Source organism: Pectobacterium parvum, from assembly GCF_020971565.1.
GTDB classification, from domain to species: Bacteria; Pseudomonadota; Gammaproteobacteria; order Enterobacterales; family Enterobacteriaceae; genus Pectobacterium; species Pectobacterium polare.
This window is the reverse complement of record NZ_CP087392.1, coordinates 1,883,249-1,898,109: the sequence shown is the minus strand read 5'-3', so window position 1 is coordinate 1,898,109 and position 14,861 is coordinate 1,883,249. Positions and strand designations below refer to the sequence as shown.

The following is a 14,861-nucleotide window of genomic DNA, read 5'->3' as shown; positions in this document are numbered from 1 at the left end:
ATGACCTTTCGTTATAGACGTCTAAACTTCCAGATAGATGGAGTGTTATACCGTCAACCGATTCGTAAAGTAAAGTACAGGCTGGCGGCGAGTGATAAAACCTGAACGGCTATCATTCGTTACCGATGTACAACTTTTTAGGAGATTATTGGTTCTCAGAGAATGGCATTACCTCTTTAAATAAAAAACGGCCAACAGAGTAGTGTTTTATCGTAAACGGCAAAGTGGCATCGTTGCGAGATAAGACAGTTACTTCAACGTTACTAATTTTTGCACCTTTCGATTGTGAGGTATCTGTTTGAAGAGGCTCGATTTTATAGGTCGAAATTGCCTTATCTGATTTTAGAAAATCATTACGGCAATGAGAAAAAATGATAGTCTTATAACGTTCACCATTCCCATTCACTAATTTACCCGATTTATCTAAATCAATAATTTTCTGAACACTGGCTTCTTTTAGCGATGTATCTCCGATATCGCTTATACGATTGCTTACCGTAATGATATCCGTCAATTCCGCCTTTCCATTTTTAGCAAGATCACGATTATCGATTAACACGTTACTAATGTGTTCATCGCTTTCGTTTTCATATCTGTAATGACGATAATTTTGTAAACCTTCTTCTCGCCCCTGTGTATTAATTATATTATTTGGGTCATAACCATCAACGTCCAACCACTCTTTATTCTCAGTTTGCGGTGTAAATTTCACATCAGTAAGCTTACCATGTGTAAATGTAGCATAAGCGGTAAAGTCACTCTTTCTATTAACGACAGTAGCTAATCCAGGATCTTCAAGATAGGTACCATGTGGTGTTAACATTTTAATCGTGATATCTGAAGGCAACACAACCACAGGGGCGATAGTATCACTCGTAATAAATCCGCCATGAGCAGAAATAACGAGAACTTTACTGCCCACTTCATTTTCCATTGGCTTTGTATAATATTGAATATAATAACCATCACCAATCTCACGTTTAATAAATCCTCCTTGGAGGATAGATTCTTTAATCGCCACACCTCCATTTAAGTTACTATGTACAACATTATTCTCACTGAATATATCTCCAGATTTCCCCTTATTTTTCTTTAGAGCATTGGTGAGTCGAACCATACCGGGTGATTTATCCGTCCACCTTGGAAACACTTTTTCCATCGCATGAATTCCTGCTTTTCCACCTAATTCTAATAATTCAAAACCAGGATCTATACTGCGTAAAAAACCCACCCCCAAGTTACGAACAACCTGAGGTGAGATATTTTTCGCAACTGAAGGGGCATAGATAGACATTTTTTCAGCCGTCTGCTTCAACATTCCACTAAGCGTCGCCTGCCGCGCCCCATATTTCAGAGAAAGAAAAGTATATTTTCCGAATGAAAGGCTAAACTTGGCCCCCACTCGGGTAACTTGGCCGAAAAATGGAATGAAACTTATAATATCAATAATACATGCAGGGATAGCCTCCTTCTCATTACCTTTTATGCTCTCAGAAATACAGCTATAAAAAGGTATAAGGCTGAGTAAGAAATCACCCATTTTTTCATTAAAAGTTTTGTCATAACCTTTATTATACAGCTCAGCAAAGATTTTATTACGATGAGATTCTGCTAAATTATTAATTATTTCTCGAATGGGTTCGCCTTCCTTTTTTAACATTTTCTGTGGATAAACTTTAAGTTTGTAATCCTTATCTCTACGTGGTACAGAACTATCATCCAATAAAGAAAGCATCTCTTCCCTATTATAATCGACACGTTTTAGTTGGTACGACCCAGTCTTGTTAGAAAACGCCAAAGCATAAATACGTTTTTCGTCATTCAGTTTACACTGGAAAAAATCAGTATGATCAGGCATACTATAAATCAGTGCGTGCGCATTTTGTATTCCTATTCTTGCACTAGGTGGAAGTGCAGCACTATAAATACTTTCTCGGGCGTTAAATTCAACCGCAACGCTAACTACTGATGATTGTTGAATAAAATAAATATCTTCCTCACTAAATGAGGAGTTAAATAAATTCAACAACTGCAATTTATCAACGTTACATGAGGCATCAGCCAGATCATTATTTTGCTTATTAAAAATCTCGTCTATATTCGGAAGTGTAATTACATTCGGAAGTGTAATATAGTTTCCATCAGTAATAACTGTTAATTTTTCGTGTGCATTGAGATAGTCAGAAAGCCTCCCTTCATTAACATTATGATTTTTCAGTAATTCTATGGCAAGTTCCGTTCTTGACTTCCAACCATTAGCCTGATTATTGAGCTGGGTATAAGGATTATTACTTTCCATCCAATTACTTGTATTTTCAAAATAGGAAATGAATATTTTATTTATATCGCCCTCATTCATATTTGATAGATTTTGTTGCCTATCATCAAGACTAAAATAATATAAAAGGGCGGGCAACTCAAAATAGAGGATATATTCCTGAGGCACTATTTTATTACGAATAAGGAGATCCAATGCCATGCCGACATCTTCAAAGTCTGCCAATATTAAATTTTTAACATCGACGGAAAAAGCATTCAATAACATAGCACCAGCATGCACGAACCCCCATTGCGGTTGAAGAAAATCCATTCTCTTCATTTTTTTACGTTCTGCTGATGATAATGGCAACATCAATGTTGGCATTAATTTCCCAAGCACATTATTTTTATAATAAACACGAGCCATGTCAGAAAGTTTAACTTTATTTGACTTAGTGTTAATAAGATGAATAAGTTTATTTTCAACATTTCCATAATTAAATATCTTACGCCCATTATCTCTCATATTTTTTATTCTACTTACACACCAAGAGTATAATGACATGTTTAAAATACTATAATTCAAAAAATCTGAAATGGCAGCCATTTTCCCAGCTTCTGAAATTGGATTTATTTCAATCCTTTCATATATACTTACTGGCTCCAACAAAATATTTACTATCATATCCATTTTATTTTCATTGCCCTCACCAGAAATATAGTCAATCATAGAATTCACTTGTTCAAACGATGTCATTCTGTAATTTATCTGGCTATTTTTTGATAAAAAATTATTTAATAAATGCAGTTTCATCCTAAAAATAATTTTATCTTTCTCATCATTTGAAAAATAAATCAATTCACTATCAAATCGTTTCCCCTGAGAAATTTTATTTATTATCGAATCAGGTAAATCCATCATTCTTATAACTGCCGCTTCAGACATGTATTTATCATTGAATTTATCAAAAATAGTTTTTCCATGAGGGTTATTAATTTCACTTGCAATATTCATCAATGCATCTAACATATCCCTCCCTTCATTAAATACATTATTTTTTATGCTTTCATTTTTTATGACAAAAATTTTCATCATTTGAATAAATTTCATCAAAAGAAATAACCCCTTTGTTTCTTTTACAGCATACCTATATTCAGGCGAATTGCGGGACAATCGAAACAAAATATCGAATGTATTTCTGAGTTGGTAGTTACCGTTAAAATTATTTATAGCCTTTAGAATTTTAAAAGGTATATCATCTGAATAAAGAATACTTCTTTTTGTTATATTTGACGGAGGAGGTAATTCTCTAAAAAAATCAATTTTTCTTAAATTAATAGGATGGGGAATTGATAAACTTCCATTATTTAGGCTAAAGCTGAAGTGTTCTGGTTTTTTATCAACAGGATAATCAATAACAAGTTCATTATTTCTATTTTGCCTACTTCCTAAGTTTGCACCACTGATTTGTACTGAACTCAATATCGAAAGTAAACCTACCATGGCTTGTGCGGTGTTTTGTCTATGGACATTACCAGTATGTAGACCTGGCCTGCTTGCTATCTTTTTTAATACTGTATTGAACTGTTGCTGACTGCTTTGTTTTCTATCATTCCAATAAGTATGATGACCAATAGACTGTCGGTGTTGATAATAAGTTGAAATAATTTTTGGCATGGCTGTTTTCTATATTACATTATTCTAATTGTATTATATATACCTACAAAATGTAGCCTGGCAGGGTATTTTATCCAAATAAGGTTTGATAATGTTTTCAAAAAACAATTTATCTTCGAAGTTGTGGATGAAAATTAATTACTGTAATAGCTCGAGCTTTTTCTGAACGCAAAGCTACATTATGGAATACCGAGCTGATGACTTATCGGTATACAGCATAAAAACCAGCTCGTCTGGGATACACTAGAGATGGACCGGAGGCAGTCTTAGACCAGTACAATTTGAAAACCAGACCTTTCCAGGACTGTGCCGGTCAGCCCTCACCAACCACACGGGCGATGTCCGCCGAGGTCTTCAAGGTACGGATTTCGCTAAATAACTCGGTGGCATCGTCGTACTCTTTACGCAAATAGCCGAGCCACTGTTTGATGCGCGCGACGTGATACATCCCAGTGTCACCCTGCTTTTCCAACTGGACATATTTTTGTAGCAGCAACATGACCTCCGGCCACGGCATACGCGATTCATTATACTTAATCACACGGCTCAGGTTCGGTACATTCAGCGCGCCTCGCCCCAGCATGATAGCGTCGCAGCCCGTTGTCGCCATACAGTCCTGCGCGCTCTGCCAGTCCCAGATTTCGCCGTTGGCGATCACCGGAATCCGCAATCGCTGGCGGATTTCCCCTATTGCCTGCCAGTTAATGCATTCGGCTTTATAACCGTCTTCCTTCGTGCGGCCATGTACGGCCAGTTCAGTTGCACCCGCCTGCTGCACCGCATCGGCAATTTCAAACTGGCGAGCGCCGGAATCCCAGCCTAACCGGATTTTCACCGTAACCGGCAAGTGTGCGGGCACCGCCTCACGCATCGCTTTTGCGCCCCGATAAATCAGTTCAGGATCTTTTAACAGCGTCGCTCCGCCTCCGCTGCCGTTCACCAGCTTCGACGGGCAGCCGCAGTTAAGATCGACACCATACGAGCCCAGTTCGACCGCTCGCGCCGCATTTTCCGCCAGCCACTGTGGATATTGCCCCAGTAGCTGAACACGTACCAACGTGCCTGACGGCGTGCGGCTGGCATGGTGTAGCTCCGGGCAAAGGCGATAAAAGGATTTAACCGGCAGACACTGATCCACCACGCGTAAAAATTCGGTGATGCACAGGTCATAATCATTTACTTCAGTCAGCAGTTCTCGCACTAATGAGTCGAGAACCCCTTCCATCGGGGCAAGAAGAACACGCATAACGCTACTCGGTAACCATTCGATCGTTAATCACAGCCATTCAGGCCAAAAAAAGCAGGCAATCTTAGGGGGTATTGTACGGGGAACGCAACGGGAAAGATAACGCAGGGCGGGCCATGAGGTTGCCTCTTGTGAACATATCATCAATAATTCGTGACGAATTTGTACCGACACCGTCCTGACGGACCACAACGAAGTGGCTATTTTTTATGTCGAATGTCAAAACCGCAGAATTTAAACGTCCGCAGCTTTCATTGCCCAACAGCGCAGACAAACTGCTGCTGCATTCCTGCTGCGCGCCCTGCTCAGGTGAAGTCATGGAAGCCATCACCGCTTCTGGCATCGACTACACCATTTTCTTTTATAACCCCAACATCCACCCGCAGCGTGAATACCTGATCCGCAAAGAAGAGAATATCCGTTTCGCCGAACAGCATAACGTGCCTTTCATCGATGCGGATTACGATACGGATAACTGGTTCGAGCGCGCTAAAGGCATGGAATGGGAACCGGAACGCGGTATTCGCTGCACCATGTGTTTTGATATGCGCTTCGAGCGCACAGCGCTGTACGCCGCAGAAAACGGTTTTAGCGTCATTTCCAGTTCGCTGGGGATTTCACGCTGGAAAAACATGCAGCAGATTACCGAATGCGGACAGAACGCTGCGCAGAAATATCCCGGCATCACCTATTGGGATTACAACTGGCGCAAAGGCGGCGGCTCGTCACGCATGATCGAAATCAGCAAACGCGAACGTTTCTATCAACAGGAGTATTGCGGCTGCATTTATTCCCTGCGCGATTCCAATAAGCATCGCAAATCACAGGGGCGCGATATTATCCGCATCGGTAAGCTGTATTACGGCGATGAAACTGAGTAACCACGCCACACTTGAGTCCGGCACAGCGGGCCGGACTTCTGCGTCTTACTTCTTCACGTCTACCTGGTAAAAAATATGCTTATCGAACGGGTCAACTTCATACCCGATCACTTCCTTTCGTACCGGAATAGAGAGCGTGGAGTGCGCAATCATGACGGCCGGCGCCTGATCGTGCATCATCTGCTGTGCCTGCTTGTATAACGCAATACGCTGCTCGTGATCCTGTGAAGCGCGCGCTTCGATAATGATTTTATCAAACGGCGCATAACACCATTTTGCCGAGTTGGATCCGCCGTTGGCCGCTGTACAGGTAAAGAGCGGCCCGAAGAAGTTATCAGGATCGCCCGTTGCCGTTGTCCAGCCCATCAGTGCCGCTTGATGTTCACCGCCTTTCACCCTTTTCAGGTATTCGCCCCACTCAAAGGTGACAATTTTGGCCTGCACACCGACGTTCGCCCAGTCAGCCTGAATCATCTCCGACATGCGGCGAGCGTTCGGGTTATACGGGCGCTGTACTGGCATCGCCCACAGTTCGATAGCGGTGCCCTCCGCCAAACCGGCTTCTTTCAGTAACGCCTTTGCCTTCTCAGGATCGTAGTCATAATCTTTCAGATCGCTATCGGCACTCCAGACACCCGGCGGCAGCAGGTTTTTCGCCGCCGTTCCGGTTCCCTGGAAAACAGCTTCGATAATCGCTGGCTTGTTAATCGCCATCGTTAACGCCTGCCGCACTTTCACATTATCCGTCGGTGCTTTCTGAGTATTGAACGACAGGAAGCCGGTGTTCAGTCCGGCCTTTTGCATCAGCACGATGTCCTTGTTTTCTTTCATACGCGGCAGATCGGCGGGATTAGGGAACGGCATCACCTGACACTCATTCTTCTCCAGCTTGGCGTATCGCACGGAGGCATCCGGCGTGATGGTGAAAATCAGCCGATCCAGTTTGGCCTTGCCTTCCCAATAGTCGGGAAACGCTTTAAACAGGATGCGAGAATCCTTCTGATATTGTGCTAATTCAAACGGTCCGGTGCCAATCGGATCCATGTCCACACGCTCTGGCGTCCCAGCTTTGAGCATCGCATCCGCATATTCCGCAGAGAGAATAGACGCGAAGTACCAGGCTAAATCGGCCAGAAACGGGGCTTCCGCATGGGAGAGCGTAAAGCGCACCGTGTGGTCATCCACTTTCTCGATGCTCTGAATCAGCGAGCCAAAGGACAAGCTTTCAAAATTGGCATAGGTCCCTTTCGAGACGCTGTGGTAAGGGTGCTGCGGATCTTTTTGCCGCATGAAGGAGAAAATAACGTCGTCGGCGGTAAAATCACGCGAAGGTTTGAAGTATTTATTGCTCTGGAATTTCACGCCTTTGCGCAAATGGAAGGTATAGACACGCCCATCAGCACTGACGTCCCAACGCTCCGCCAGACTCGGCACCAGCTCCGTGGTGCCAACTTTGAAATCCACCAGACGGTTATAAATCGGCACGGCGCTGGCATCCACGCTGGTGCCAGAGGTGTAAAGCTGCGGGTTAAAGTTTTCCGGCGATCCTTCAGAGCAGTACACCAGCGTATTCGCCGAGGCCGCTGAGGCGACCGCCAGCGTCAACGCTGCCAGAGTCAATCGTATTCCTGCTTTTTTCATTCCAGTCCTCGCTTGTAGTGTTATTCATGTCCCATTTAGTGCGTTTGCTTTCTGACGTCCCCTGCCTGAAAGAGAAAAGCCATGACAATAAAATGACAAATAAAACCACCGAATGAAATAATTTCTACGTTAGGATAACTGTCATAGCTATTACTGAATAAAAAGGATTCATTATGACAGACCGTTTGGCTCATCAGCTCAGCACGCGTTTTTACCGTTACCTCGCCGTCACCAGCCAAAGCGATGCCCGTTCGACAACGTTGCCTAGCACACCGGAACAGCATGAAATGGCGCGATTGCTGGCAGACGAGCTGCGCGCGCTGGGCCTACAGGATGTGGTGATTGATGAGCACGCCACCGTGACGGCCGTGAAGCCGGGTAACTGTCCGTCCGCACCGCGTATCGGTTTTATTACTCATATCGATACGGTTGACGTCGGTCTGTCGCCGCATATTCACCCGCAAACGCTGCGTTTTACCGGTGAAGACCTGTGTCTGAATGCCGAACAGGACATCTGGCTACGCACGACGGAACACCCAGAAATTCTGCCGTATGCTGGGCAGGACATTATTTTTAGCGACGGCACCAGCGTACTCGGCGCGGACAACAAATCTGCCGTTACCGTGGTCATGACGCTCATGGAGAACCTGACCGATGCGACGCCGCACGGCGATATCGTGGTAGCCTTTGTACCAGATGAAGAGATTGGGCTGCGTGGGGCTAAAGCGCTCGATCTCAAACGCTTCGATGTCGATTTTGCCTACACCATCGACTGCTGCGGGCTGGGTGAAGTGGTGTATGAGAACTTCAATGCGGCTTCCGCAGAAATTCGCTTTACCGGTGTGCCGGCGCACCCGATGTCGGCGAAAGGCGTGCTGGTTAACCCGCTGCTCATGGCACATGACTTTATCAGCCAGTTCGATCGCCAGCAAACGCCGGAGCACACGGAAGGACGCGAGGGTTATGTCTGGTTTAACGACCTGACGGCGAACGCCAATGAAGCGAAGCTCAAAGCGTCTATCCGCGATTTTGATTTAGCCACGTTTGAACAGCGTAAGCAGCAGATCGCCGCAATCGCAGAGAAGATTGCCGCGCAGTATCCGACTGGCAGCGTGACCTACGCCCTCACCGATATCTACAGCAATATCAGCAACGCTATCACCGACGATCGCCGCGCTATCGACCTGCTGTTTGCCGCACTCGACACGCTGGGCATTGAACCCAAAGTGACACCAATGCGCGGCGGCACGGACGGCGCTGCGCTGTCTGCCAAAGGGTTGCTCACGCCGAACTTCTTCACTGGCGCACACAATTTCCACTCGCGCTTTGAGTTTCTTCCTGTGCCGTCGTTTGTGAAATCGTATGAAGTGGCATTGAATTTATGCCTGCTGGCGGCGAAATAACCGCGCCCAGAAAAGCGTGAGGCGGACACCCGTCCGCCTCAACAACGCCTCACTGACTGTTTGCCCGTCTATTTTTTCCGGTCTACTTCTGCGCCAGCCGCAGCGCCGACGGCATCAGGCCCTATTCCTTTTTGAATTGGTGGTTCAGGTGGCATTTTTATTCAGCTTTTCAATTTCGGGTCGAGCGCATCGCGCAGACCGTCTCCCAGTAAATTAAACGCCAAAACCGTCAGAAAGATCGCCAGACTAGGGAAGATCGCAACGTGCGGGGCAATCACCATATCCGACCGCGCTTCATTCAGCATCGCTCCCCATTCCGGCATCGGCGGCTGTGCACCCAGTCCTAAGAATGACAGGCTGGCTGCCGCGATGATCGACATTCCAATGCGCATTGAGAAAAACACAACGATGGAAGACACCGAGCCGGGCAGAATATGCCGAAAGAGGATCGTCCGGTCACTGGCACCAATGCTACGGGCCGATTCGATATAGGTAAGCTGCTTCAGCACCAGCGTATTGCCACGCACCAGACGGGCAAAAGCCGGAATGCTGAAGATCGCGACGGCGACAATCACATTCGCCATCCCGCTGCCCATGATCGCCACAACGGCAATCGCCAGCAGAATACCGGGGAAAGCAAACAACACATCACATAGGCGCATGATGATCCTGTCCGCCCACCCTTCGTAGTAGCCCGCCACCAGACCGAGTGTCGTGCCGATAATCATCCCGACCAGCACCGAGAGAATGCCCGCAGCCAGCGAGATACGCGTCCCCATCAGGATCCGACTGAAAATATCACGTCCTAATGAATCCACCCCCAGCCAGTGTGCCGCCGACGGGCCTTCATTCAGGCGGTCATAATCGAAGTAGGTCTCGGCATCATAGGGCATCAGGTACGGTGCCAGAAACGCGATCGCAATCAGCAGCAGCACAAACACGCCGGCGGTGACCGCGACATGCTGCCGAAGAAAGCGCCGCCAAAATTCACGCCACGGCGTACGAACCGATTTATCCCTAATGACAGGGAGCGTCGCCAGCATAGCGTTACGTCGCCAGTGTCTCATTCCCTTTCCTTATTTATAACGAATGGCTGGGTTAATCGCGGCATACAGCATATCCACAAGCAGATTGATCAGAATAAACTCCAGTGAAAACAACAGCACCTCGGCCTGAATCACCGGATAGTCGCGCATCTCCACCGCATCTACCAGCAGCCGCCCTAGCCCCGGCCAGTTGAAGACCTTCTCCACGACGATTGAGCCGCCGAGCAAAAAACCAAATTGCAGCCCCATCATCGTAACCACCGGAATCAGCGCATTGCGCAGCCCGTGCTTCACTACCACCAGCGATTCGCGCACGCCCTTTGCCCGCGCAGTACGCATATAATCTTCTTGCAAGACATCAACAAACGATGCACGGGTAAACCGCGCCATCACCGCTGCAACCGCCGCACCCAGCGTCAACGAGGGCAAAATGTAGTGCAGCCAGGTGTCCGCCCCCACCGTTGGCAGCCATCCCAGTTCAACAGAAAAGACCTGCATTAACAGCATGCCGAGTGCAAAGGCAGGGAAAGAGAGACCAGAGACCGCCAGCGTCATCCCGATTCTATCCGGCCAGCCGTTACGCCACACAGCAGACACGATACCGATCGCCATGCCAAAAATGACTGCCCACACCATGCTGCACACCGTCAGCCAAAACGTCGGCATAAAGCGCATGGCGATCTCTTCGGTGACGGGGCGTTTCGATACGATCGACGTGCCAAAATCCCCTTGCAGGACATTGGTAAAGAAGTGCCAGAACTGGTGCGGCAGCGGTTTATCTAACCCCAAATCCTGCCGGACCATCTCAATAACGGCTGCATCCGCTTCCCGTCCAGCGGCTAAACGCGCCGGATCGCCGGGTAACAGATGAACGAACAGGAACACCAGCACCATCACAATCAGGAGCGTGGGAATCAGTCCCAGTAGTCGTTTGATAAAATAATTCAGCATGAACAGTTTTCCACAGACATGCGTCGGACTCCCTATGAGTGAACGTGTGTTGACCACTGCGGGCAGCCTCACGGCTACCCGACTCCCTGGTCATTCTTTTGCGGCGGATTACTCCGCTAGATCGGCATCCTCAAAACTGAATAAGGTATCCGGCATCACGTAGAACCCGGTCAGTTTTTTACTGTTAGCCGACACCAGGCGCTCTGTCGCCAGGAAAATCCACGGCGCATCCGCCCAGATTTTGTCCTGTGCATCTTTGTACAACTTCTGTTTTTCTGTCCGATCCGTCGTTTTCAGCGCATTCGCCAGATCCGCATCGACTTGCGGATTGCTGTAAAACGCCGTATTGAACTGCGCGGGTGGCCAGGAAGCCGTTGCAAACAGCGGCGAGAGCGCCCAGTCCGCTTCGCCCGTCGAGGCAGACCAGCCGGTGTAGAACAGGCGAACGCCCGTTTCTTTCACGCTCTTACCTTCCACTTCCGCCGCGCGCTGCCCCGCATCCATCGCGGTCACCTGCACTTTCACGCCAACCTGTGCCAGCTGTTGCTGCGTGAACTGCAAAACTTTCTGTGCTGTACTGTGGTTATGTGACGACCAGAGCGTCGTGGTGAAGCCGTCCGGGTAGCTCGCTTCTTTCAGCAGCTCGCGCGCTTTGGCTGGATCGTAAGGCCACGGGTGATATTTTACTGAATAATCAATGCTGTTCGGCAATGGCCCTTCGGCTGGCGTCGCATAGCCGGAGAACGCCACTTTAATCAGCGCCTCTTTGTTGATCGCGTAGTTCAGCGCCTCGCGCACTTTTGGGTTATCAAACGGCTTCTGCGTGACATTCATACTGATGTAGCGGTGCAAAATCGACGGCGACGCCACCAGCACCAGCTTGTCATTTTTCTCCAGCACTTTGGCTTGCTCGAACGGTATCGGATAAGCGAACTGCGCTTCACCGGTTTGCAACAGCGCCGCACGCGTATTGTTATCGACGACCGGACGCCAGGTGATGCTGTCCAGTTTCGGCAACCCAGCCTTCCAGTAGCCGCTAAATTTCTCAACTTTGACAAAGTCGGTCTGGTTCCAGGCCACAAAACGGTACGGACCCGTACCTACCGGATGGAAACCAATCTCCTTGCCGTACTGCTTTAACGCCGCCGGAGAAATCATCACCGCCGCCGGGTGCGCTAGATTATTCACGAACGCGGAGAACGGCGTCTTCAGCGTAATTTTCACCGTCAGATCGTCAACCGCCTCGGTTTTGTCGATCATCTTGAACAGGTTATATCGCTTCAGGCGATTGTCAGGATTACTGGCGCGATCCAGATTCACTTTCACGGCGGCGGCATTAAACACCGATCCATCGTGAAATTTGACATCTGGGTGCAGCGTGACGGTATACGTCAGGCCATCAGGACTCACGTCATAGCTATCCGCCAAGACGTTCACCAGCTTCATCTCTTTATCGAAGCCAAAGAGCCCCTGATAGAAGGACTTCGCCACCGTCTGCGATAGCGAATCGTTGGCATCATACGGATCCAAGCTGGTAAACGTGGAACCCACGGCGATAACCACATTTTTGGCTGCCCAGACGGGTGAAGCCGCCATCGCAGCGGTTACTCCTGCGGCCACTAACCAGCGCCGCTTTATCGTCATTACGCTCATGCTACGTTCTCCTTGTGAATCCCTGTCAATACGCGCCGGCTATCGGATGGTGCGCAACAAAGTGCCGCTCACCGACCTGAACCAGAGGCGCCGTGATCGGCTCATCGCCAAGCGCCCGAATCGGGCTGGGTATTTCATCAACCAGCAGCACCTGCTCACGCTGGCGGCGTGAGGGATCGGCAACGGGTACTGCCGACATCAGCTTGCGGGTATAAGGGTGCCGAGGCCGCTCGAATACATCTTGCCGTGAGCCGATCTCGACAATCTGCCCCATATACATCACCGCCACGCGATGGCTAATGCGCTCAACCACCGCCATATCATGTGAAATAAACAAAAATGCGATGCCGAATTCACGTTGCAGTTCCAGCATCAGGTTGATGATTTGTGCCTGAATCGACACATCCAGCGCGGATACCGCTTCATCCGCAATCACCACTTTAGGGTTCAGCGCCAGCGCTCTGGCGATGCAAACACGCTGGCGCTGACCACCGGAAAATTCATGCGGATAGCGTCGGGCGTGCTCCGGCTCCAGCCCGACGCGCGACAACAGCCACTCAACGCGCTTTTCCGCTTCCTGCCGACGGCAAATGTTATGCACCAGCAGCGGTTCCATAATCGAGAAACCGACCGTCAAACGAGGATCCAGTGACGCATACGGATCCTGAAAAATCAGCTGAATATCACGCCGCAGGTGCTGTAACGCGGCACCTTTCAGTTGATGGATTCGCTGACCATTAAAGGTAATTTCGCCCTTCTGGCTTTCAACCAACTGGAGCAACGCACGGCTGGTGGTGGACTTGCCGCATCCCGATTCGCCGACCAGCGAGAGCGTTTCGCCCGGCCAGAGATCGAAGCTGACGTTTTCCACCGCATGCACTTGTCGGGTTACGCGGTTCAATAAACCACTGCGAATGGGAAAACGCGTCACCAGATTGCTGACCTGTAAGATCGGCTCCGCCTGCGCGGGAACGGTATCCTGCGGGACATTGTCCGCAATACGTCCCGAATGTTGATCCAGCAGCGGAAATTTTTCTGGGAACGGTTGACCACGCATAGATCCTAACGTCGGTACCGCCGCCAGCAGCCCTTGAGTATACGGATGCTGCGGGGCAGTAAAAATCTGCCCAGCGCTCCCCGCTTCGACGCTTTCCCCACGGTGCATAACCAGTACACGCTCGGCCATTTCCGCCACCACGCCCATGTCATGGGTGATGAAAATCACGGCCATTTCCATTTCACGCTGTAGCACACGAATAAGTTGCAGAATTTGCGCCTGAATGGTGACATCGAGCGCGGTCGTCGGTTCATCGGCAATGAGCAGCGACGGCTTGCAGGAGAGCGCCATCGCAATCATCACCCGCTGGCGCATGCCGCCAGAAAGCTGGTGGGGATAGCGATCCAGCACGTTGCGCGCTTCCGGTATTCTGACCAGCTCCAGCATACGCAAGGTTTCTGTTCGCGCCGCGCGTTTGTCCATCCCCTGATGCAAACGAATCGACTCGGCAATCTGTTCGCCGACGGGGAAAACCGGATTCAGTGACGTCATCGGCTCCTGGAAAATCATCGCCAGATCCGCACCGCGTAACATGCGCATCGCACGCTGGCGGGCACCGCGGAGATCCAGCACCTGTCCATCGCGACGGCGAAATAACATATCGCCTTGGTGAATCACGCCGCCCGCATGCTCAACCAACCGCATCAGCGCCAGCGACGTTACCGACTTACCCGACCCCGATTCTCCGACGATAGCCAGCGTTTCGCCGCGATCGACAGAGAACGTCAAATTACGCACCGCGTCGGTCCGCTGCCCCTGCTGCTCAAAATAGACACTCAGGTTGCGCACCTCCACCACCCGTTTTTCAGGCAAAATCAGCCCCGGAACAGGGGAAGATAGCGAGGCATAATGATCCTGTGTGGGCAACATGAACGGCGAATCTCCATATGAATGCGGCTGGAATCAGCGCAACGCGGTCAGGGACAAATTATCAGCGATTTTCGACTATATTTAGCGCAAGGTATGATGTAAAGCGGAAACTGAAATCGACACAGTGAAAAATTTCTTTTTATAACATTAAGTTAATTGTCATAAAGACACGCCAT

9 protein-coding genes are annotated in these 14,861 nt (G+C 48.8%); 2 read left to right on the top strand and 7 right to left on the bottom strand.

What is annotated here, in order from left to right; genetic code table 11:
- Positions 1 to 145: 145 nt before the first annotated feature.
- Both LOZ86_RS08500 and dusC read right to left on the bottom strand, forming a co-directional pair.
- A complete protein-coding gene (locus LOZ86_RS08500) occupies positions 146 to 3,937 on the bottom strand; it encodes a putative adhesin (RefSeq protein ID WP_156890176.1) in 3,792 nt (1,263 codons plus the stop codon).
- Between the two features lie 313 nt (positions 3,938 to 4,250).
- Positions 4,251 to 5,183 carry a tRNA dihydrouridine(16) synthase DusC gene (gene dusC, locus LOZ86_RS08495; protein ID WP_039513765.1) on the bottom strand — a complete coding sequence of 311 codons (933 nt, stop codon included), beginning with the start codon at positions 5,181 to 5,183 and terminating at the stop codon, positions 4,251 to 4,253.
- Between the two features lie 209 nt (positions 5,184 to 5,392).
- On the opposite strand from dusC, the gene LOZ86_RS08490 reads away from it, so the two are divergent.
- Positions 5,393 to 6,064 (top strand): epoxyqueuosine reductase QueH, encoded by a 672-nt coding sequence (locus LOZ86_RS08490; protein WP_014914935.1) that lies wholly within the window; start codon positions 5,393 to 5,395, stop codon positions 6,062 to 6,064.
- Positions 6,065 to 6,109: 45 nt separating this feature from the next.
- Here the strand turns inward: LOZ86_RS08490 and LOZ86_RS08485 are convergent, their stop codons facing one another.
- A complete protein-coding gene (locus tag LOZ86_RS08485; RefSeq protein WP_039513764.1) occupies positions 6,110 to 7,705 on the bottom strand; it encodes an ABC transporter substrate-binding protein in 1,596 nt (531 codons plus the stop codon).
- A gap of 173 nt (positions 7,706 to 7,878) precedes the next feature.
- Here LOZ86_RS08485 and pepT point away from each other — a divergent pair, with 173 nt between their 5' ends.
- Positions 7,879 to 9,108 (top strand): peptidase T, encoded by a 1,230-nt coding sequence (gene pepT, locus LOZ86_RS08480; RefSeq protein WP_039480118.1) that lies wholly within the window; start codon positions 7,879 to 7,881, stop codon positions 9,106 to 9,108.
- A gap of 161 nt (positions 9,109 to 9,269) precedes the next feature.
- Here the strand turns inward: pepT and gsiD are convergent, their stop codons facing one another.
- From gsiD to LOZ86_RS08460, 4 genes are all read right to left on the bottom strand, one after another.
- Positions 9,270 to 10,175 (bottom strand): glutathione ABC transporter permease GsiD, encoded by a 906-nt coding sequence (gene gsiD / locus LOZ86_RS08475; RefSeq protein WP_039480116.1) that lies wholly within the window; start codon positions 10,173 to 10,175, stop codon positions 9,270 to 9,272.
- 9 nt (positions 10,176 to 10,184) lie between these two features.
- On the bottom strand, positions 10,185 to 11,105 hold the full coding sequence (gene gsiC, locus LOZ86_RS08470; RefSeq protein ID WP_039480114.1) for a glutathione ABC transporter permease GsiC: 921 nt from the start codon (positions 11,103 to 11,105) through the stop codon (positions 10,185 to 10,187).
- 108 nt (positions 11,106 to 11,213) lie between these two features.
- Positions 11,214 to 12,758: a glutathione ABC transporter substrate-binding protein GsiB gene (gene gsiB, locus LOZ86_RS08465; RefSeq protein WP_181892708.1), complete on the bottom strand. Its 1,545-nt coding sequence runs from the start codon at positions 12,756 to 12,758 to the stop codon at positions 11,214 to 11,216.
- Between the two features lie 25 nt (positions 12,759 to 12,783).
- A complete protein-coding gene (locus tag LOZ86_RS08460; protein ID WP_039480113.1) occupies positions 12,784 to 14,685 on the bottom strand; it encodes a dipeptide ABC transporter ATP-binding protein in 1,902 nt (633 codons plus the stop codon).
- Positions 14,686 to 14,861 lie beyond the last annotated feature (176 nt).

Bases quoted from the DNA above. Each gene is read 5' to 3' on its own strand.
- LOZ86_RS08500 (WP_156890176.1), bottom strand. From the start codon at position 3,937: ATGCCAAAAATTATTTCAACTTATTATCAACACCGACAGTCTATTGGT.
- dusC (WP_039513765.1), bottom strand. From the start codon at position 5,183: ATGCGTGTTCTTCTTGCCCCGATGGAAGGGGTTCTCGACTCATTAGTG.
- LOZ86_RS08490 (WP_014914935.1), top strand. From the start codon at position 5,393: ATGTCGAATGTCAAAACCGCAGAATTTAAACGTCCGCAGCTTTCATTG.
- LOZ86_RS08485 (WP_039513764.1), bottom strand. From the start codon at position 7,705: ATGAAAAAAGCAGGAATACGATTGACTCTGGCAGCGTTGACGCTGGCG.
- pepT (WP_039480118.1), top strand. From the start codon at position 7,879: ATGACAGACCGTTTGGCTCATCAGCTCAGCACGCGTTTTTACCGTTAC.
- gsiD (WP_039480116.1), bottom strand. From the start codon at position 10,175: ATGAGACACTGGCGACGTAACGCTATGCTGGCGACGCTCCCTGTCATT.
- gsiC (WP_039480114.1), bottom strand. From the start codon at position 11,105: ATGCTGAATTATTTTATCAAACGACTACTGGGACTGATTCCCACGCTC.
- gsiB (WP_181892708.1), bottom strand. From the start codon at position 12,758: ATGAGCGTAATGACGATAAAGCGGCGCTGGTTAGTGGCCGCAGGAGTA.
- LOZ86_RS08460 (WP_039480113.1), bottom strand. From the start codon at position 14,685: ATGTTGCCCACACAGGATCATTATGCCTCGCTATCTTCCCCTGTTCCG.